Source organism: Micromonospora sp. NPDC049645 (assembly GCF_040675155.1).
Lineage (GTDB): Bacteria > Actinomycetota > Actinomycetes > Mycobacteriales > Micromonosporaceae > Micromonospora.
The window spans coordinates 222013-241848 of record NZ_JBFAOI010000002.1; the positions used below are offsets into that span (position 1 = coordinate 222013).

Here is a 19836-nt window from a genome sequence, read left to right on the forward strand (position 1 = left end):
GGCTACATCGCCGCGCCCGGCGTCGATCACGCTATTTCGAAATGCTCTGGAGCGAGCACCCGGGCCTTCGTGCCGCAGTCCTACGGCGGAGGCAGAGGTGAACGAGGGCCGGTCGTCCGGGGGGAGCGGCCCGGCGGGTGGTCACCGGCGCGGGGCCGGCCCGCTGGACTGCCGGATGGTCAGGTGCGTGGGCAGCAGCACGGTCTGACGGGACGCCGTTTCCCCCAGGTGCTCAAGGTGGTCCAGCAGCATCGACACCGCCACCCGGCCGGCCTGTTCGATCGGCGCGGTGAGGGTGGTCAACGGGGGGCTGCAGAAGTCGGCGCCGAAGATGTCGTCGCAGCCCACCACGCTGATCTCGCCGGGCACGTCGACGCCGCGTTCGGCCAGCCGCCGCAGGATGCCGATCGCCAGCAGGTCGTTGAAGGTGACGCCGGCGGTGGCGCCGGTGTTCAGCAGCGCGTCCGCGGCGACCGACCCGGAGCTGCGGGACACGCCGAAAGGTCCGACGCGGGTCGCGGTGAGGCCGTGTCGGGCCATCGCGGTCCGCATCGCCCGCCACCGGGCCTCGTTGGCCCAGGAGGACGGCGGTCCGGCGACGTACGCGATCGCCCGGTGGCCAAGCGAGACCAGGTGCTCGACGGCCTGCATCACCCCGTCCGGGCTGTCGATGACGACGTTGCGCACCCGGGGGACGTTGCGGTTGACGGTGACGACCGGCAGTTCGGCGGCGATGACGGAGAGGGTCTGCTCGGGCAGCCGGGAGGCGGCGAGGATCACCCCGTCGACCGACCGGCGCACCTTGTGCAGCAGATGGTTCTCCAGCTCGGCCGAGTCCTCGGTGTCGATCAGCAGCAGGGCGTGGCCGGCGGCGCGCAGTTGTTGCTGCGCGCCGCGGATCAGTCCGAAGTAGAACGGGTTCGTCGCGTCCGAGACGAGCAGGGCGACCGTTTCGGTACGCCCCGACGACAGCGCCCGCGCCTGGGTGTTGGGTACGTAGTTCAGCTCGCGGGCGGCGGCCTGGATGCGTTCCCGGGTGACCCGGTTGACCCGGTCGGGCCGGCTCAGCGCCCGGGACACGGTGGAGGCGGCGACGCCGGTGAGGGCAGCGATGTCGTTGATGGTCACGCGGCCCTCCCGGCGTACCGCCGCACGGGGAGAGGGCGCGCCTTCGGGGTTCATGCACATCAGCAGAGCATTGATGGCAATTAATGGCAACCGATTGCCACCCGGTTTCCATGGTTGTTACGTTCCCTCGCACGGTTCATCGAACCGGGGGAATTCCCGGGCGTCTGGCTATGTGTTTTCCACACCATTCCTCTCCGGACAGCCACCACCCAAGGAGCAGAGATGAACGCCACCCGTGCACTTCTCGCGGCGGCCCTGGCCGCCATGGTCGCCATACCCGTCACCGCCTGCGACTCCGGTAGCTCCGCCGAGGACGGCAGGACGCTCAACGTGCTCATCGCGGCGAATTCGATCTATCCCACGGAGCAGAAGCAGTGGTTCGCCGACGTCTCGGCGAAGTTCCAGCAGCAGGCCGGGGCGAAGGTCACGTTCGAGACCTTCGCCAGCCCCACCGACGAACTCACCAAGATCCAGACATCGATGCTCTCCGGGCAGGGGCCGGACATCTATGCCCTCGGCACCACCTTCACCCCGACGGCATACTCCACCGGCGCCTTCGTCGACCTCACCGCCGACCAGTGGACGAAGATCGGCGGCCGGGACCGGTTCCTGCCGGCCACCCTGGGCATCTCCGGCCCGGACGCCACGCACGAGGTCGGCATTCCCTTCACCAGCCGCCCGTTCGTCATGGCGTACAACAAGGAGCTGCTGGCCGCGGCGGGCATCGACAAGCCGGCCAGCACCTGGGACGGCCTGCGGCAGCAGGCCAGACAGCTGACCGGGGCCGGCAGGTACGGCCTGGCCGTGGCCTACGGCGACGGCTTCGACCCGTGGAAGTTCATCTGGGCCATGAGCATCCAGGCCGGCAACCCGCTGGTCTCCGACGGCAAGGCGCGGCTGACCGATCCGGTCACGGTCCGGGCCTACCAGACGTACCTCGGCTGGCTCGCCACCGACAAGGTCGTCGACCCGGCGGCGACCGGCTGGAAGAACGCCCAGGCCATCGCCGCGTTCGGCGCCGGCAAGGCCGCCTTCCTGCCGATGGTCTCGGCGACCTCGAAGGTCACGCTGGACAAGTCCGCGGTCGCCGGCAAGTACGGCTACGCCGTCATGCCGACCGTCCCGCCGGGCGCCACCACCCTGCCGCCGGGCGGCGTCGGCGCCACCAGCATCCTCTCCGGTGACAACCTGGTGATCGCCAAGTACAGCAAGAACCAGGACCTGGCGCTGCGCCTGGTGAACATGCTGACCACCGCCGAGTCGCAGGAGGCCTACTACCGGACCTTCGGCGAGTTGCCGACGAACGCGGAGCTGGCGAACCGGCTGGTCGCCGACCCGGCGCTCGCGGCCATCGTGGACTCCGCGTCGAAGGCGCACGGCACCCCGTTCCACGGCGGATGGAGCAAGGTGCAGCTCGCGCTGGTCAACGTGGTCGTCCAGTCGGTGCCGAACCTCGCCGCCGGCAAGGTCGACGACAGGTCCCTCGACACCCTGCTCACCCAGGCCCAGTCCGAGGTGCAGGCCGCGCTGGACAAGGCGAAGTAGATGACGGTCACCGACCCAGCGAAATTAGAGGTCCCGGGCACCGGCGATGCGCGTCGAGCCGGGGTGGCCCGTCCGACCCCGCCGCGCCGCCGTCGTGGCGCGACCGCCGGCGGTGCCGCGGTGTGGCTGCTCGCGCCCGGCGGCCTGCTCACCCTGACCGTCATCGTCGTGCCGTTCGTCGTCGCGCTGGTGATGTCGCTGCTCGACCTTGACCAGTACACCTTCCGGCAGTGGCTGTCGGCGCCGTTCGTCGGCGCCGGCAACTACGTCGAGGCGGTGGGCCGCACCAGCCTGCCGCACGCCATCTGGGTCAGCGGGTCCTCGGCGGTGATCGCGACGCTGCTCGCGTTGCCGCTGGGGGTCGCCGCCGCGCTGACCACCCACCTGCCGTTCCGCGGGCGGTCGCTGATCCGGTCCCTCTACCTCATCCCGTACGTGCTGCCCGCCTTCGTCGTCGGCACCATCTGGCGGATCATCCTGCAACCCGACGGGGTCGCCAACCAGGGTCTGGCGACGCTGGGCGTCACCGGCGGCCTGTGGCTGAACGGGCCGAAGAGCTACCTCGCCCTGATCGTCGTGCAGGCCTGGTCGGGCTGGCCGCTGGTCTACCTGCTCGCCCTGGCCGGCCTGCAGGGCATCGACGACAGTCTGCACGAGGCCGCCGCGCTCGACGGCGCGCAGTGGCGGGCGAAGCTGCTGCACGTCATCCTTCCGCTGCTGCGCCCCCCGGTCGCGCTCGCCGCGATCATCTCGCTGCTGCACATGGTGAACAGCTTCACCCTGCCGTTCGTGCTGTTCGGCGTTCCGAGCCCGCGCGACGTGGAGGTGCTGCCGGTGCTGACGTACGTGGAGAGCTTCCAGAACCTGCGGTTCGGGCTCAGCGCGGCGATGGCCGTGATCTCGCTGGGCCTGATCCTGGTCCCGCTGCTGGTCTATCTGCGCACCGTCAGACTCGACGAGCCGGAGGCCGCCGCATGAACTCCGTGCTCCGCCTGTTGCCGCGACCACTGCAGATCGGCCTGACGGTGTTCCTGCTGACCATCGTCGGCGCGCCGGTCGGCTACGTCTTCCTCGCCTCGGTCAACACCGACCTGGCCGTGGCCGCCGGTGAGTTCTGGCCGGAGCGGGTCAGCGTCGGCAACTACGTCCGGATCTGGTCGACAGTTCCGCTCGGCCGAGGGCTCGCGAACAGCCTGCTCGTCGCCGGCACGGTGGCGGTGACCTGCGCGGCGGTCGCGGTCTTCTCGGCGTACGTCCTGGTCCGGCACCGGTTCCGGGGCCGGCGCAACGTGCTGCGCGCGCTGCTGGGCATGCAGTCGATCCCCGGCACGCTGCTGCTCCTGCCGGTCTTCGTGCTCTTCGCGACTATCGGCAGCAGCCTCGGCGTGCCGACGATCGGCACCCGGTGGTCGCTGGTCGTCACCTACCTCACGTTCGGGCTGCCGTTCTCCACCTGGATCATGGTGACCTACCTGCGTGAGCTTCCCGGCGAGCTGATCGAGGCCGCCCGCGTGGACGGTGCCGGGAGCTGGCAGATCCTGCTGCGTGTCGTCATCCCGCTGAGCTGGCCGGGCCTGATCGTCGCGGCGGTCTTCGCGTTCCTGCTCGGCTGGAACGATGTGCTGTTCGCCTCGGTCATGACCGACGTGGACACCCGCACCGCGGCGGTCGTGCTGCAGGTCTTCGGCTCGGCGCAGGAGGGCGGGGCGATCCCGCCGTACGGGCAGATGATGGCCGCCGCCCTCGTCTGCGCGGCCCCGGTGGTCACCCTCTACCTCGCCTTCCAGCGGTACATCGTCGGTGGGCTGACCTCCGGAGGTGTGAAGTGACGGCGTGGACGCTGTCCGGCTTCGGCGACGAGATCGATCCCGACCCGGCGGTGCAGCTCGCGGTGCTCGGCGCCCTCGGTGCCCGGCACATCGAGGTGCGCAGCGCGTGGGGCACCAACGTGGTGGAGCTCGGCGACGCCCAACTGGACGCCCTGGCGGAGGCGGTCGACGCGCGCGGCATGGCGGTTTCGGCGGTCGCGTCGCCCGTCGGGAAGGTCGACGTGACCACCGAGGACGGCGGTGAGCTCGACCGGCTGCGCGCCGCCGTGGCGGCCGCGCACCGGCTGAACACCCGGTACGTTCGGATCTTCTCGTTCTACCGCCCGGCCGGGGTCGCCCCGGCCGAGATCCGCGCGGCGGTGCTGGCGCGGATGCGGGCCTTCGCGGCCCTCGCCGAAGACTCCGGCGTCGTGCTGCTGCACGAGAACGAGAAGGACATCTACGGCGATGTGCCGCGGCGGGTCGCCGACCTCGTCGAGTCGGTCGACTCGCCCGCGCTGCGCGTCGCCTGGGACAACGCGAACTTCGTGCAGGTCGGGGTGCGGCCCTACGACGACGGGTACGCGCTGCTGCGCCCGCACCTGGAGTACCTGCAGGTCAAGGACGCGATCGCGGCCACCGCCGAGGTCGTGCCCGCCGGCCACGGCGACGGCCAGCTGCTGCGGACGCTCACCGCGCTGCGCGACGACGGCTATGCCGGCTTCGCCTCCCTCGAACCGCACCTCGCCAGCCAGCACGACCTCGGCGGATTCTCCGGACCCGCCGAGTTCGGCCGGGCGGCGCGCGCGTTCGTGAACCTCACCGCTTCGATAGGAGTGCATCTTCGATGACCGTCCTCAACGTCGTGATCACGGGCAGCGGGGTCATCGCCCGCACCCACGCCGGGGCGATCCTGCGGCACCCCGGACTGCGCCTCACCGCGCTCGCCGACCCGGACCCGCAGGCCAACGACCGGCTCGCCGGGTGGATCGGCGAGCAGGGCGGGCCGCCGCCGGCCCGGTACGCCTCGCTGGGCGAGGCCCTCGCGGCCGAGGCGGCGGATCTGGTGGTGGTCTGCACGCCCAGCGGTACGCACGCCGACCTCGCCGAGGAGGCCCTCGCGGCCGGCGTGCACGTGCTCGTCGAGAAGCCCCTCGACGCCTCCCTGCCGGCGGCCCGCCGCATCGCCCGGGTCGCCACGGACGCCGAGGCGGCCGGTCAGGTCTGCGCGGTGGTCTGCCAGCACCGGTTCGACCCGGCGAGCATCGCGGTCGCCGCCCGGGTGCGCGCCGGCGACCTGGGGCGGCTCACCTCGGCGGTGGCCAGCGTGCCGTGGTGGCGGGGCCAGCGGTACTACGACTCGGCGGGCTGGCGCGGCACCTGGGAACAGGACGGCGGCGGCGCCACCATGAACCAGGGCGTGCACACCGTGGACCTGCTGCTGTGGATGTTCGGCCGGCCCGAGGAGGTGTTCGCCTACACCGGCGTCCTCGCGCACGAGCGGGTCGAGGTGGAGGACGTCGCCGTGGCGGCGATCCGGTTCGCCGACGGGGCGCTCGCCGTGCTGCACGCCACCACCGCGGCGTACCCGGGCCTCGGGGTGCGGTTGCAGGTGCACGGCTCGCAGGGGTCCGCGGTGATCCACGACGACCAGCTGGAATACCTGCACACCGCCGACGGCCCGGACCCGTCCGCGTACGCCGACGGGCCCGACCGCTCCGGCGACGCCGTGCCACCGTCGCAGCTGCGGGGGGCGACCAAGCCCGACGACGCCTTCGTGACCGGGCACCTGCGGCAGTACCACGACACGGTCGAGGCGATCCTCGGCGGCCGGCGACCGGGGGTCACGGCGGTCGAGGCGCTGCTCGACGTCGCCGTGGTCAAGGCGGTCTACCTCTCGGCGCATCTGCGTCGGCCGGTGTCGGTGCCGGCGGTGCTGGCCGGCGACTTCGACGACGTGCTCGCCGCCGTCGAGGGCTCCGCGGCCACGGTGTCGTCCGTACTGGGGGCGGGGGTGGCGCGATGAGGTGGTCGGTGTTCACGGCGTCCACGCCGGACTGGACGCCGGAGGAGACGGTCGGGCAGTTGGCCGCGCAGGGCTGGGACGGTGTCGAGTGGCGGGTCACCGACCAGGAATCGGCCCGGCCGCCCGGGTTCTGGGCCGGCAACCGGGCGACCGTCCCGTTGACCGGGCTGGAGGGTGAGCTGACCCGGATCGCCACGATCACCCGCGAGGCCGGGCTGGCGCTGTCCGGGCTCGGGGCGTACGTGCCGGCGGCCGACCACGGCAACGTCGAGCGGGTGTTGGCCGCGGCCGCCGCGCTGGGCGCGGAACGGGTCCGGGTGACCATGCCGCACCTGGGCAGCGGCGACTATCGGGAGCTGATGGCCGGTACCCGCCGGGACCTGGCGTGGATCGCCGGGCGGGCGGCGGAGCACGGGGTGACCGCGCTGGTCGAGCTGCACCACGGCACCATCGTCGCCTCGGCGTCGGCGGCGATGCGGCTCCTCGACGGCCTGCCGCCGGAGCATGCCGGGGTCATCCACGACATCGGCAACCTGACCATCGAGGGGTTCGAGGATCCGCTGGCCGGTTTCCAGCTGCTCGGCCCGTACCTGGCGCACGTGCACGTGAAAAACGTCGCGTGGCGGGTGAGCGGCACCCGCGACGACGGGGGACCGCGCTGGTCGGCCGAGTGGGCGCCGTTGCGGGAGGGGCAGGCCGACCTGGCGGCCTATCTCGGCGCGCTGCGCCGGGTCGGCTACGACGGGTGGGTGACGGTCGAGGACTTCTCCACCGCCGTGCCGCTGGCCCAGCGGACCCGGGACAACCTGGCCTACCTTCGGGAGCTGGACCTTCGGGTACGCGCGGAGAACGCGGACGCTGATTCCGTGAATTGACGGAAATCATGTTTCGTGGTTGCGGATCAATCGAGTGTGGCAAATGTTGGCAACCGATTGTCGGGCCCTGATGGCGCCAATAGTGTCCAGACAACCGCCACTGGTGCGCGATCCGCGGGCCATCGTCCAGGGCCCCTCGGTACCCGTCCCCACGGAGCCACCGCCGCCTGGCCGTCGGTGGTGGCTTCCATCCTGACCCCATCAGGGAGATGTCATGCAACGCTCCGTGAGCAGGGCGAGCCGGACCGGCAGACGCCGGTCCGCGCTCGCCGCGGCAGTGTCCGGGCTGGCCGTGTTCGTCACCTACGCCCTCGCCGTGAACATCCCGTCCGCCACCGCCACCGCCACCGCCAGCGCCGGCTGCGGTACCACCAACGTCGCCCTGAACCGGCCGGCCACCGCGTCGTCGGTGGAGAACAGCCGGCTGTCGGCGGCCAACGCCGTGGACGGCAGTGCCACGACCCGCTGGTCCAGCGCGTTCAGCGACCCGCAGTGGCTCCAGGTGGACCTCGGTGCCAGCACCGAGGTCTGCGAGGTCGTCCTCACCTGGCAGACGTCGTACGCGAAGGCGTTCCAGCTCCAGGTCTCACCCGACGGGGTGGGCAACTGGTCGTCGCTCTACGCCACCGCCACCGGCAGCGGCGGCACGCAGACCATCCCGGTCAGCGGCACCGGTCGCTTCCTGCGGGTGTACGGCACCAGTCGGGCCACCGGCTACGGATACTCGCTCTTCGAGCTGGTGGTGCACAGCGGGTCGACGCCCACGACCCCACCGCCCACGACCGGCCCGCCCATTCCCGGTGGGGGCGACCTCGGCTCCAACGTCATCGTGTTCGACCCGTCGATGTCGTCGTCCAGCATCCAGTCGAAGCTGGACCAGGTGTTCGCCACGCAGGAGACGAACCAGTTCGGCACGCAGCGGTACGCGCTGCTGTTCAAGCCCGGCTCGTACACCGGCCTCAACGCCCAGTTGGGCTTCTACACCTCGATCGCCGGCCTCGGGCAGAACCCGGCCGACGTGCAGATCAACGGTGACGTCACCGTCGACGCGGGCTGGATGGCCGGCAACGCGACGCAGAACTTCTGGCGCTCGGCGGAGAACATGTCGATCACTCCGGTGTCGGGCCGTGACCGGTGGGCGGTGGCCCAGGCGGCGCCGTTCCGGCGGATGGACGTGCACGGCGGAATGACCCTCGCCTCGCCCAACTGCGGATGGGCCAGCGGTGGGTACATCGCCGACAGTCGGATCAGCGGCACGGTCAGCCCGTGCTCGCAGCAGCAGTGGTACACCCGGGACAGCCAGGTCGGCGGCTGGAACGGCGGCGTCTGGAACGTGGTCTTCTCCGGTGTGGCCGGGGCGCCCGCCAACACGTTCCCGAAGCCGCCCTACACCGTCGTGCCGAAGACCCCGGTCAGCCGCGAGAAGCCCTACCTGTACACGGACTCGTCGGGCGCCTACCGGGTGTTCGTCCCGTCCCTGCGCACCAACAGCTCCGGCGTCACCTGGGCGGCCGGCAACACCGCCGGCACGTCGCTGCCGCTGACCCAGTTCTACGTCGCGCACCCGGGCGACTCGGCGGCCACCATCAACAGCGCGCTCGCGCAGGGCCTGAACCTGCTCTTCACCCCGGGGGTCTACCGCGTCGGCCAGACCATCAACGTGACCCGGCCGGACACCGTCGTCCTCGGCCTGGGCTTCGCCACCCTCATCGCCGACAACGGGGTCACCGCGATGAACGTGGCCGACGTCAACGGGGTCAGGGTGGCCGGGCTGCTCTTCGACGCCGGCACCGCCCGGTCGCCGTCGCTGCTCCAGGTCGGCCAGAAGCGGCGCGAACGCGGACCACGCCGCCAATCCGATCTCGCTCCAGGACGTGTTCCTGCGCGTCGGCGGCGCCGGTCCGGCCGCCGTCACCAACGCCCTGGTGGTAAACAGCAACAACACGATCATCGACCACATCTGGGCCTGGCGTGCCGACCACGGCGCCGGGGCCGGGTGGACCACGAACCCGTCCGACACCGGCCTGGTCGTCAACGGCGCCGACGTCACCGCGCTCGGCCTCTTCGTCGAGCACTTCCAGAAGTACAACGTGGTCTGGAACGGCAACCGCGGCCGAACCATCTTCTTCCAGAACGAACTGCCCTACGACCCTCCGAGCGCGGCAGCCTGGTCGCACGACGGCATCACCGGCTACGCCGCCTACAAGGTGGCCAACTCGGTGACCAGCCACGAGGCCTGGGGGCTCGGTAGCTACTGCGTGTTCACCGCCGACCCGTCCATCGCCGCCTATCACTCCTTCGAGGTTCCGGTCAATTCCAACGTCAGGTTCCACGACGTGCTGACGGTGTCTCTGGGCAAGGGTTCGATCACCCACGTCATCAACGACACCGGTGACGCGGCCCTGCCGTCCTCCGTGACCCCGCACAACGTGATCAGCTACCCGTGAATCATCGGGGTGTCCGGCCGGCCCGGGTCGGCCGGACACCCCTGTGCGGGTTATTACGGGGCTCCGCCGGTTAGCCACTTTGGCAAACTGATGGCAACCAATTGTTTCAATCTTTGGCCATTGTTAGCTTTCTGGAAATAGATGCTCGTTCCTACGTCCAAAGGAGATCCGATGAGCATCAGGTCGCTCTTGTCCAGAGCCGTTTCGGAAGGGCGTCGGAGAGTTGTCGCCAGGCCACTCGCCGCGGTTCTCCTGAGTGTCGTGACAATCGCCGCGTTCGGTGGAAACGGCACGGCGTTCGCGGCGGACGACCCGCCCTTCGCGCAGTATCAGGAGGCGCACGCCAACTGCGACGTCAACCACCGGCTCAGCGACGACCCGATCGTCTTCCCCGGTCTGCCCGGTGCGTCGCACAACCACACGTTCATCGGCAACCCCACCACCAACGCCAACTCCACGCCGCAGTCCCTGGTCGGCGGTGCCACGTCCTGTCAGGACACCCTCGACGCGTCCGGTTACTGGTTCCCCACGCTGTCGCAGAACGGCGTGCCGGTACCGAACAGCATCGTCACCGTGTACTACAAGGCCGGGGTGAAGGACTACCGCACGGTCAAGCCGTTCCCGGCCGGGTTCAAGCTCCTCGTGGGGGACGTGAAGACGCCGGACGCGGCGCACTTCGGGGGCAACTGGTCGTGCACCGGCTACAGGGGCAACGACTGGCCGGCCTCCTGCCCCTCCGGGTCGTCCCTGGTGGTGCGCCTCAAGGCGCCGAGTTGCTGGGACGGGGTGCACCTGGACGTGCCCGACCACAAGTCGCACATGGCCTGGCCGGTGAGCGGGGTCTGCCCGGCCGACCACCCCGTCCCGCTGCCGATGCTGGAGATCAAGCTCCCGTACAAGCTGGCGGGCACGAGCACCGCCGGCCTGGCATATTCCTCGGGGGCCAGCTACTCATTCCACTACGACTTCATGAACGGGTGGAATGCGGCCCGCCAGGCCTATGTCGTGGCCTACTGCATCAATGGTGGTCGGCAGTGCAACGGTTACGGTGAGGACCCCAAGAAGCCCTAGCGCTCAGGTGGCGTCGATCGTGGCCGGTGCTCCGTGTCGAGCGGAGGTCGCCCGGTCACGATCGGCCGCGTCCGGTAGCGGGCCGACCCCGGCACCCCGACCATCCGCCGCTCCAAAATATTTACACTGATCAATCCAATGGCATTGACATCCGTGGTCGGCAGGGTTAACAGTGAGTTACGTCGGAGAGCGCTCTCTCGCGAATTGGGCCCGAAGCAGTGAGCTGTCGGTCCCGCCGCCGCCACCCCGAAGGAGTACCGATGAATCGGACTCTCCCCCCGTCCCACACCCCGTTGTCCCGAGCCGGGCGCGGCAGCCGCCTCGCGGCCGTCGGCAGCGCACTGCTCCTGCTGCTCGGCGCGTACCTGGCGATCCTGGCGCCGCCCGCCGACGCCGCCGACGCGCTGCTGTCCCAGGGGCGCGCGGTCACCGCCTCGTCGACCGAGTCGGCGGCGTTCCCCGCCTCGGCGGCCGTCGACGGCAACGCCGGCACCCGCTGGTCCAGCGCGTTCAGTGACCCGCAGTGGCTGCGGGTCGACCTGGGTGTCTCCGCCACCGTGAGCCGGGTGGTGCTGCGCTGGGAGGCCGCCTACGCCCGCGCGTTCACCATCCAGACATCGCCCACCGGCACCGACACCTGGACGACGATCCACACCACCACGGCCGGCACGGGCGGCGTCCAGGACCTCGCGGTCACCGGCACCGGCCGTTTCGTGCGGGTCAACACCACCCAGCGCGCCACGCAGTACGGCGTGTCGCTGTGGGAGTTCGAGGTCTACGGCAGCACCGGCACGCCGCCCACGACCCCGCCGCCCACGACTCCGCCGCCCGGCGGCGCGACGCTGCTGTCGTACGCCAAGCCGGCGGTCGCGTCGACCAGCCAGAACGACGGCGCGTGCTTCGGCTGCACGCCGGACAAGGCGTTCGACTTCGACCCGGCGAGCCGCTGGGCGACGAGTCCCACCAACGGCTGGGTCGACCCGGGTTGGATCTACGTCGACCTCGGCGCCACCGCCACCGTGACCCAGGTCGTGCTGCAGTGGGATCCCGCGTACGCCAGGTCGTACCAGATTCAGGTCTCGCCGAACGCGTCCACCTGGACCACCGTCTACTCGACCACCACCGGGAAGGGCTTCAAGGAGACCATCGACGTCACCGGCACCGGTCGGTACGTGCGGATGTACGGCACCGCCCGCAGCAGCCAGTACGGGTACTCGCTGTGGGAGTTCAAGGTGTACGGCACCGGCGGCAACCCCACCCCGCCGCCGACGATGCCTCCCGACCCGACGTTCCCGGCCACTCGGCTCGTGTTCGCCGACGAGTTCAACGGCGCCGTCGGCGGCAAGCCCGACCCGGCCAAGTGGACGATCGATCCGGGCACCGGCCAGAACAACGAACTCCAGTACTACACGAACAACGGCAACGCCAGCCTGGACGGCGCCGGCTCACTCGTCATCGAGGCCCGCCGGGAGACCGTCAACGGCCGCTCGTACACCTCGCACCGGATGAACACCAGTAACAAGTTCCACGTGCAGTACGGCCGGATCGAGGCCCGCATCCGGGTGCCGAAGGGCAACGGGCTCTGGCCGGCGTTCTGGATGATGGGCGCCGACTTCCTCAACGGGCGGCCGTGGCCGTACAACGGGGAGATCGACATCATGGAGGTCCTCGGCCGCAACACGCTGGAGGCCTACTCGACCCTGCACGCGCCGGCCTACAACGGCGGCAACGGGTACGGCCAGAAGTATCCGTCACCGGGCGGGGTGGACCTCTCCGGCGGCTTCCACGTCTGGTCCGCCGAGTGGGACAGTCGCGGCATCACCTTCAAGATCGACGGCCAGACGGTCTTCGTCGCCAGCAAGGCCACTGTCGAGTCGACCCGTGGGCCGTGGGTGTTCGACCACCCGTTCTACCTCATCCTCAACCTCGCCGTCGGCGGCGACTTCCCGGGACCGGTGGACGGCACCACGCCGTTCCCGTCGCGGATGCTCGTCGACTACGTCCGCGTCTACCAGTAGCCCGGCCGGGAAGGAGCCCTCATGTCCCTGCCAACCGAGTCGTACCTGGACTTCCCACAGTGCTGGGACGGGGTGAACCTGGACTCGGCCAACCACCAGAGCCACATGGCGTACCGGTGAACAACGACTGCCCGGCCAACCACCCGTCAAACTGCGGCGTCAGCGGGACGCCGTGACGGTCGTACCTCCTCGCCGGCCCGGCACCGGGCCGGCGAGGCTGTCCGCTCTGCTTGCCGGGCTGCTGCTTGCCTCGTGCCGGCGGCCGGCTGCGCCACCGGGTCGGCCACGGGTACGGCCGCGCCGGCCCCGGTCGCGCGGACCCCTGGCACGGCGGCGATCGGCGGCACCGACGCGGCCTGGATCCAGTTGATGATCTCGATGAACGAGCAGGTGCTCAAGGCGCTCGACCTGTACCCGGACAGACCACTTCGAGGAGGCGTGTAGGGGCGCCGACACGGTGATTGCACGGCCGAGGGCGAAGACTGTCAGAATCGTCTATTGGGAGCCGGTTCGCGAAACCGAGGAGAAGGCATGAGCGACTGGAACGACAAGATCATCGACGAGTTTCGCGCCAACGGAGGGCAGGTAGGCGGTCAGTTCGCTGGCGCGCCGCTGCTGCTGTTGCACACGGTCGGCGCCAAGAGCGGCGAGCCTCGCGTGCATCCGATGATGTACCAGAAGGTGGACGGCGGCTACGCCGTGTTCGCGTCCAAGGGCGGTGCTCCCACCAATCCCGACTGGTACCACAACCTGCTGGCACACCCGCGGGCCCACGCGGAGATCGGCACGGACAAGATCGAGTTGGTCGCCAGAGTCGCCACCGGGACCGAGCGGGAAAGGATCTGGAGCGCGCAGAAGGCCGCGTATCCGGGCTTCGCCGACTACGAGCGGAAGACCACTCGCCAGATCCCCGTCGTCGTACTGGAACCCGCGCCGTAGGCAGCGACGGCACAATCGGTCCTGGTTCCCACATCCAGGGTATGCGGCATCGGACGACTCGTGCGCAACGGTGCAGGCGGCACTGTCCTGGTTCGAGGGTCCGAGGATCCCATTGGCGCGCCGGGCGCGGCCGGGCCCACCACGACCCCTGGTGACGGCCTCACGCTGTGCTGATGAGGTGTGCGACGCGCTCGGGCTCGTCCACCTGGACGTAGTGCCGGGCGTTGGGCAGCAGATGTAGGTCAGCGTTGGGGAACAGCTCCGCGAAACGCAGTGCGACCCGGGGGTTGAGATTGCGGTCCCGTGCGCCGAACACCACGCGTACGGGTGGAGTGAACCGGCGCATGTCCGCGATTCGGCTGCGCCTGCGCAGCAGCGTGCCGAACAGATCCTCGTTGAGCCGCCAGAACGCTGCCTGAACGGGCGGGAAGTCTCGTGTCAACTGCGGGACCAGCTCGCGGCGTGCCGAGGGATCGCTGATGAACGTGCCGACCTGCCAGCTGTACAGGCGGCTCTGCACCGACGGCCGACGACGGGCCAGGGCGCGCGCGACGGTGCGCACTCCCGGCGTGGAGAAGAGCGTAATCGCCGCCGGAAGACGCAGGGCGGGCTGCCACAGATAGTACGTATTGAGCAGCACCAACGCCGCGATCCGGTCGGGATGACGTAACGCCCAGTCGATGGCGGGCGGCCCGGACGAGTCGTGCGCCACCAGGACGACCCGGTCCTGGCCCAGGTGGTGGGCCGCCGCCTCCAGCACCGCGGCGAGGTCGAGCGTCTGGTTGTCCGCCGTGTACGGGTAACCCGCCGGCTTGTCGGAGCGCCCCCACCCGAGAAAGTCGAAACGCACCACCGGCCGAGAGTCGTCCAGGTACGGGAGCAGCCGGTCGTACAGACGGAGGTTGTCGGGGAAGCCGTGCAGCAGGACGATCGGCACCCCGTTGCCAGGTCTCACCTCCGCGTGCAGCCGGTGCCCGTCGCGTGTCACCGGCAGTTGACTCACCGTCACCAGGCAACCGTAACAGCGGCACCGCGTGCGGCGAGGAAGGTCGTCGAAAGGGCCCTCGCCGCCGGTCGTTGGGGTGCCGGCCGGGAGTGGCTCGGCGCCCGCCCCTGGCCCTCGTGCGACGCCACCAACCTCAACCCGTGCCGGCGCTCCGACCTCGCGCGGCTGGCCATCCCTGGTCGAGCACGAAGGTGGCTGCCCGATGTGGCTTCCTGTGGTGATCTCTTGACTTTGCCTAAAACCGGGCGTAAACAAAGCACAAGCAAAACGAAACGGCGGTGAAACAACATGTACGCCGAAGAACGACAGCAGGAGATCCTCCGCATCGCCCGGGACGTGGGCCGGGTCGAGGTGGCTGGCCTGGCCGACGGGCTCAACGTGACGTCCGAGACCATCCGGCGCGATCTCACCATCCTGGAGCGGGCCGGAGTGCTGCGCCGGGTGCACGGCGGAGCGATCCCGGTGGAACGGCTCGGGTTCGAGCCCGCGCTGGCGGCGCGTGACGCGGTGCTCATCGAGGAGAAGGAGCGCATCGCCAAGCTCGCCCTGAGCGAGGTGCCGGAGGAGGGCGCGATCATCCTCGACGCCGGCACCACCACCGCCCGGCTGGCCCAACTGCTGCCGGTCGACCGAGAGTTGACCGTCGTGGTCAACTCGCCGGTCATCGCCACGACCCTCGGTACCTATGCCAACCTCAACGTCCTGCTGTTGGGTGGACGGGTTCGTGGGAAGACCCTCGCGACCGTCGATGACTGGGCACTGTCGCCGTTGGCGGACCTCTACGTCGACGTCGCCTTCATCGGGACCAATGGCATCTCGGTCGAGCGTGGACTGACCACCCCGGACCCGGCCGAGGCGGCCGTCAAGCGGGCGATGGTCCGTGCGGCCCGCCGCACGGTGCTGGTCGCCGATCACACCAAGCTCGGCAACGACTATCTGGCCCGGTTCGCCGAACTGGCCGACCTCGACCTGCTCGTCACCGACAGCCGTGCCGACCCCGACCTGGTCGGCGACCTGGAGTCCGCGGGCGTTCGGGTGGTACGCGCATGAGAGCGGGCCGGGCATGATCGTCACCGTCACCCTCAACCCCAGCCTCGACCGGGCCGTGGAGGTCGACTCGCTCACCCGGGGCGAGGTCATCCGGGCTGCCACGGCCCACCTTGACCCCGGCGGCAAGGGCGTCAACGTGTCCCGTGCCCTGCTGGCCAACGGGGTGCCGTCGGTAGCGGTGTTGCCGTCCGGCGGCGACGAGGGCAACCAGCTCATCCGCCTACTCAAGGCAGAGGGCGTGGAGGTCCTCGCCGTGTCGATCTCCGGACGGACCCGGTCCAACATCACCCTGGCCGAGCCCGACGGCACGGTCACCAAGATTAACGAGCCTGGCCCGGCCCTGTGCCGCGCCGAGTTCGACGAGGTGCTCGACCGTGTGCTCGCCCGCGCCGGGGGTGCCGACTGGGTCGTGCTGTGCGGCAGCGTCCCGCCCGGTCTGCCCGCCGACGCCTACGCTCAGCTGTGCCGCGAGCTGCGCGCTGCCGGCGTCCGGGTCGCCGTCGACACCAGCGGTCCCGCCCTGCGTGAGGCCGCCCTGGCTGGGGCGACCCTGCTCAAGCCCAACCGCGACGAACTGGCCGAGGTGGTCGGCACTCCGCTGACGGACCTCGGCGACGTGGTCGACGCCGCTCAGTGCCTGCGGGCGTTGGGAGCCGAGACCGTCCTGGCCAGCCTCGGCGCTGACGGCGCTGTCCTGGTCGACGCCGAAGGGGTTCGCACCGGCACCTGTCCGGTGGCCCGGCCCCGCAGCACCGTCGGCGCCGGCGACGCGCTGCTCGCCGGCTTCCTCGCCGCGGGCGCGCAGGGTGCCGCCGCCCTCGCTGAGGGCCTGGCCTGGGGCGCCGCCGCGGTGAGCCTGCCCGGCAGCCGGATGCCCGGCCCCGCGGACCTGTTCCGCCACGACGTCACCATCCACCCCTAGCCGGACGAGCTTCTTCCCCCGCGGCCGTCTGGACCGCCCCTCGATGAAGGAGATACCCCCGTGACCTCCTCTTCCTACACACCCGAGGTGAAGGGCCAGGGCCTCAGGGCCACGGTGCAACGCCTCGGCGGCTACCTGGCCGCGATGGTCATGCCCAACATCGGCGCGTTCATCGCCTGGGGCCTGATCACCGCACTGTTCATCCCGACCGGCTGGATCCCCAACAAGACCCTGGCCGAACTGGTCGGGCCGATGATCAGCATCCTGCTACCGGTGCTCGTCGGCTACACCGGCGGCCGGTTGGTCCACGGCCAGCGCGGCGCCGTCGTGGGCGCGGTGGCGACCATGGGCCTCGTCGTCGGCGCGGATGTGCCAATGATCCTCGGCGCGATGATCATTGGACCGCTCACGGCCTACGTCCTCAAGCTGTTCGACGGTCTGATCGAAAACAGGGTCCGTCCCGGCTTCGAGATGCTGGTCGACAACTTCAGCGCCGGCATCATCGGCGCCGCGATGGCCATCGGCGGTGTCTTCGGCATCGGCCCGGTGGTCGAGTGGCTCACCAAGCAGGCCGGTTCGGGCGTCGACTGGCTCGTCGACAAGGACCTGCTGCCGCTGACCTCGGTGCTCGTCGAACCCGCCAAGGTGCTCTTCCTCAACAACGCCATCAACCACGGCGTGTTCGGCCCGCTGGGCATCGCCGAGGCGGCCGACAAGGGCAAGTCGATCCTGTTCATGATCGAGTCGAACCCGGGCCCCGGCCTCGGCCTGTTGCTCGCCTTCATGGTCTTCGGCCCCCGCGCGCTGCGCCCCAGCACCCCGGCCGCGATCATCGTGCAGTTCCTCGGCGGCATCCACGAGATCTACTTCCCGTACGTGCTGATGAAGCCGAAGCTGATCCTCGCCATGATCGCCGGCGGTGCGGCCGGCGTCGGCACCTTCGTGATCACCGGCGCGGGCCTGGTCGCCACCCCGTCGCCGGGCAGTATCTTCGCCTACCTCGCGGTCACGCCCAAGGGCGACTACTTCGGGGTCATTCTCGGTGTCGTGATCGCCGCCGCCGTCACCTTCGCGGTCGCCTCGGCCCTGCTCGGCTTCGGCCGGGGCGAGCCCGCCGCGGACGCTCTCGGCCCGGACGAAGAGACCGTCGTCGGCCCAGACGAAGAACCCGTCGTCGGCCCGGACGAGACCCTCAACAAGTCGGCGAAGCAGGAGGTCTGAACATCATGTCCACCATGAACGGCACCGAGATCAAGAAGGTCGTCGTCGCCTGCGACGCCGGCATGGGCAGCAGCGTGATGCTCGCCAGTCAACTGCGGCGGCAACTGGCGAAGAACGCGGTGACCGTCGAGCACACGCCGGTCGATTCGATCCCGGCGGACGCGGACGTGGTCATCTGCCATCAGGGGCTCGCCGCCCGGGCCCGGGTCAGCGCGCCGGACACGGTGATCGTGCCGATCCAGGTGTTCATCGGCGACCCGGCCGTCACCAGGGTCGTCAACGCGGTGCAGCGCGGTGGTGAGCTGAGTGGCTGAGCTGCTGGCCCGTGACGCGATCCGGCTCGACGAGCGGGCCGGCTCGCGGGACGAGGCGATCAGCCGCTGCGGCGCGGTACTCGTCGAGGTCGGCGCGGTCGCCCCGGCGTACGTGGACGCGATGCTCGCCCGCGAGCGGAGCGTCTCCACGTACATCGGGGAGGGTGTCGCCATCCCGCACGGCACCCTGACCAGCAAGGAGTCGGTCCGGCGCGACGCCCTCGCGGTGCTGCGCTTCCCGGACGGCGTCGACTGGGACGGCTTCGACGTGCGGGTCTGCGTCGCCATCGCCGCGGCCGGCGACGGGCACGTGGACATCCTCGCCCAGCTCGCCACGGTGCTGATGGACCCGGCGCAGGCGCAGCGGCTGCGCGAGTCGACGAGCGCCGATGACGTGATCACTATCCTTGAGGGGAATGCATCGTGAAGGTTGTCCGATTCCACGCACCCGGTGACGTCCGCATCGAGGATGCGCCCGAGCCGACGCCGGGCCCGACCGACGTGAAGATCCGCGTCCGGGCCTGCTCCACCTGCGGCACCGACGTGAAGATCTCCCGCTTCGGCCACCACCACATCGCCCCGCCGCGCGTGATGGGGCACGAGATCGCTGGCGAGATCATCGAGGTCGGTGCCGACGTCACGGGCTGGCGGCCGGGGGACCGGGTCCAGGTCATCGCCGCCATCCCGTGCGGCACGTGCGCCGAGTGCCGGCGCGGCCGGATGACCGTGTGCCCCAACCAGGTGTCGATGGGGTACCACTTCGACGGCGGGTTCGCCGAATACGCGGTCGTGCCGCACAACGTCCTCGCCGTCGACGGGCTCAACCGGATCCCCGATGGACTCAGCTTCGCCGAGGCGTCCGTCGCCGAGCCCCTCGCCTGCGTCCTCAACGGCCAGAATCTCGCCGGCGTGGGGGAGGGCGACGACGTGGTCGTCGTCGGCTCCGGGCCGATCGGCTGCCTGCATGTCCGCCTGGCCCGCTCGCGCGGCGCGGCCCGGGTCTTCCTCGTCGACCTCAACCGCGAACGCCTCGACCTGGCCGCGAACCTGGTGAAGCCGGACGCGGCGATCTGCGGCGCCGAGGCCGACGTCGTCGACGCGGTGCTCAAGCTCACCGAGGGCCGGGGTGCCGACGTCGTCATCACCGCCACGGCCGCTGGCGCCGCCCAGGAGCAGGCGGTGCAGATGTCCGCACGGCAGGGCCGGATCAGCTTCTTCGGCGGCCTGCCGAAGGACAAGCCGGTCATCTCCCTGGACTCCAACCTCGTGCACTACCGCGAACTGACCATCGTCGGCGCCAACGGCTCCAGCCCGGAGCACAACAAGGAAGCGCTGCGACTCATCGCCAACGGCTCCGTGCCGGTCGCCGACCTCATCACCCACCGCCTGCCGCTCGACCGCGCCATCGACGCCTTCGGCATCGTGGCGCGAGGCGAAGCGATCAAGGTGACGATCGAACCCTAGGA

21 protein-coding genes are annotated in these 19836 nt (G+C 70.3%); 19 read left to right on the forward strand and 2 right to left on the reverse strand.

The features are described from left to right. Positions 1-141: 141 nt before the first annotated feature. Positions 142-1128 (reverse strand): LacI family DNA-binding transcriptional regulator, encoded by a 987-nt coding sequence (locus AB0J33_RS06560; protein WP_363610602.1) that lies wholly within the window; start codon positions 1126-1128, stop codon positions 142-144. 222 nt (positions 1129-1350) lie between these two features. Between AB0J33_RS06560 and AB0J33_RS06565 the strand changes: the two genes are divergently transcribed. The 13 genes from AB0J33_RS06565 (at position 1351) to AB0J33_RS06625 (ending at position 13857) form a co-directional block, all read left to right on the forward strand. After that, complete coding sequence (locus AB0J33_RS06565; RefSeq protein WP_363610604.1) at positions 1351-2673, forward strand: extracellular solute-binding protein; 1323 nt, start codon at positions 1351-1353, stop codon at positions 2671-2673. Continuing rightward, the gene (locus AB0J33_RS06570) at positions 2674-3651 is read left to right on the forward strand and encodes a sugar ABC transporter permease (RefSeq protein ID WP_363610606.1); all 978 of its coding nucleotides are present in this window, start codon (positions 2674-2676) and stop codon (positions 3649-3651) included. Beyond that, positions 3648-4502 (forward strand): carbohydrate ABC transporter permease, encoded by an 855-nt coding sequence (locus tag AB0J33_RS06575; RefSeq protein WP_363610608.1) that lies wholly within the window; start codon positions 3648-3650, stop codon positions 4500-4502. The genes AB0J33_RS06570 and AB0J33_RS06575 overlap by 4 nt, the downstream gene beginning before the upstream one ends. Continuing rightward, positions 4499-5332 (forward strand): TIM barrel protein, encoded by an 834-nt coding sequence (locus AB0J33_RS06580; protein ID WP_363610610.1) that lies wholly within the window; start codon positions 4499-4501, stop codon positions 5330-5332. Before AB0J33_RS06575 ends, AB0J33_RS06580 begins: the two co-directional genes overlap by 4 nt. Continuing rightward, positions 5329-6507: a Gfo/Idh/MocA family oxidoreductase gene (locus AB0J33_RS06585; RefSeq protein WP_363610612.1), complete on the forward strand. Its 1179-nt coding sequence runs from the start codon at positions 5329-5331 to the stop codon at positions 6505-6507. Before AB0J33_RS06580 ends, AB0J33_RS06585 begins: the two co-directional genes overlap by 4 nt. After that, entirely contained in the window at positions 6504-7382 is an 879-nt protein-coding gene (locus AB0J33_RS06590; RefSeq protein WP_363610614.1) for a sugar phosphate isomerase/epimerase family protein, read from the forward strand. The genes AB0J33_RS06585 and AB0J33_RS06590 overlap by 4 nt, the downstream gene beginning before the upstream one ends. Positions 7383-7596: 214 nt before the next feature. Next, positions 7597-9633 (forward strand): discoidin domain-containing protein, encoded by a 2037-nt coding sequence (locus tag AB0J33_RS06595; protein WP_363610616.1) that lies wholly within the window; start codon positions 7597-7599, stop codon positions 9631-9633. Next, positions 9602-9829 (forward strand): hypothetical protein, encoded by a 228-nt coding sequence (locus tag AB0J33_RS06600; RefSeq protein WP_363610618.1) that lies wholly within the window; start codon positions 9602-9604, stop codon positions 9827-9829. The genes AB0J33_RS06595 and AB0J33_RS06600 overlap by 32 nt, the downstream gene beginning before the upstream one ends. A 261-nt stretch (positions 9830-10090) precedes the next feature. Then, complete coding sequence (locus tag AB0J33_RS06605) at positions 10091-10900, forward strand: DUF1996 domain-containing protein (protein ID WP_363610620.1); 810 nt, start codon at positions 10091-10093, stop codon at positions 10898-10900. A 260-nt stretch (positions 10901-11160) separates the two neighbouring features. Further along, positions 11161-12918, forward strand: a complete 1758-nt coding sequence (locus AB0J33_RS06610; protein ID WP_363610622.1) for a discoidin domain-containing protein — start codon at positions 11161-11163, stop codon at positions 12916-12918. Between the two features lie 21 nt (positions 12919-12939). Next, entirely contained in the window at positions 12940-13038 is a 99-nt protein-coding gene (locus AB0J33_RS06615) for a DUF1996 domain-containing protein (protein WP_363610624.1), read from the forward strand. A gap of 132 nt (positions 13039-13170) precedes the next feature. Further along, positions 13171-13362 (forward strand): hypothetical protein, encoded by a 192-nt coding sequence (locus AB0J33_RS06620; protein ID WP_363610626.1) that lies wholly within the window; start codon positions 13171-13173, stop codon positions 13360-13362. An 87-nt stretch (positions 13363-13449) separates the two neighbouring features. Continuing rightward, on the forward strand, positions 13450-13857 hold the full coding sequence (locus AB0J33_RS06625) for a nitroreductase family deazaflavin-dependent oxidoreductase (protein ID WP_363610628.1): 408 nt from the start codon (positions 13450-13452) through the stop codon (positions 13855-13857). Positions 13858-14017: 160 nt separating this feature from the next. Here the strand turns inward: AB0J33_RS06625 and AB0J33_RS06630 are convergent, their stop codons facing one another. Then, positions 14018-14866, reverse strand: a complete 849-nt coding sequence (locus tag AB0J33_RS06630) for an alpha/beta hydrolase (RefSeq protein ID WP_363610630.1) — start codon at positions 14864-14866, stop codon at positions 14018-14020. A gap of 285 nt (positions 14867-15151) precedes the next feature. Between AB0J33_RS06630 and AB0J33_RS06635 the strand changes: the two genes are divergently transcribed. The 6 genes from AB0J33_RS06635 to AB0J33_RS06660 are packed head-to-tail and all read left to right on the forward strand — an operon-like array spanning position 15152 to position 19834. Next, complete coding sequence (locus AB0J33_RS06635) at positions 15152-15913, forward strand: DeoR/GlpR family DNA-binding transcription regulator (protein ID WP_363610632.1); 762 nt, start codon at positions 15152-15154, stop codon at positions 15911-15913. 13 nt (positions 15914-15926) lie between these two features. Beyond that, positions 15927-16835, forward strand: a complete 909-nt coding sequence (gene pfkB / locus AB0J33_RS06640; RefSeq protein ID WP_363610634.1) for a 1-phosphofructokinase — start codon at positions 15927-15929, stop codon at positions 16833-16835. Positions 16836-16895: 60 nt separating this feature from the next. Continuing rightward, positions 16896-18056: a PTS mannitol transporter subunit IICB gene (locus AB0J33_RS06645; protein WP_363610636.1), complete on the forward strand. Its 1161-nt coding sequence runs from the start codon at positions 16896-16898 to the stop codon at positions 18054-18056. Between the two features lie 5 nt (positions 18057-18061). Then, positions 18062-18370 carry a PTS lactose transporter subunit IIB gene (locus AB0J33_RS06650; RefSeq protein WP_363610638.1) on the forward strand — a complete coding sequence of 103 codons (309 nt, stop codon included), beginning with the start codon at positions 18062-18064 and terminating at the stop codon, positions 18368-18370. Further along, the gene (locus AB0J33_RS06655; protein ID WP_363610640.1) at positions 18363-18797 is read left to right on the forward strand and encodes a PTS sugar transporter subunit IIA; all 435 of its coding nucleotides are present in this window, start codon (positions 18363-18365) and stop codon (positions 18795-18797) included. Before AB0J33_RS06650 ends, AB0J33_RS06655 begins: the two co-directional genes overlap by 8 nt. Continuing rightward, on the forward strand, positions 18794-19834 hold the full coding sequence (locus AB0J33_RS06660; RefSeq protein WP_363610642.1) for a zinc-dependent dehydrogenase: 1041 nt from the start codon (positions 18794-18796) through the stop codon (positions 19832-19834). The genes AB0J33_RS06655 and AB0J33_RS06660 overlap by 4 nt, the downstream gene beginning before the upstream one ends. Positions 19835-19836: the final 2 nt, after the last annotated feature.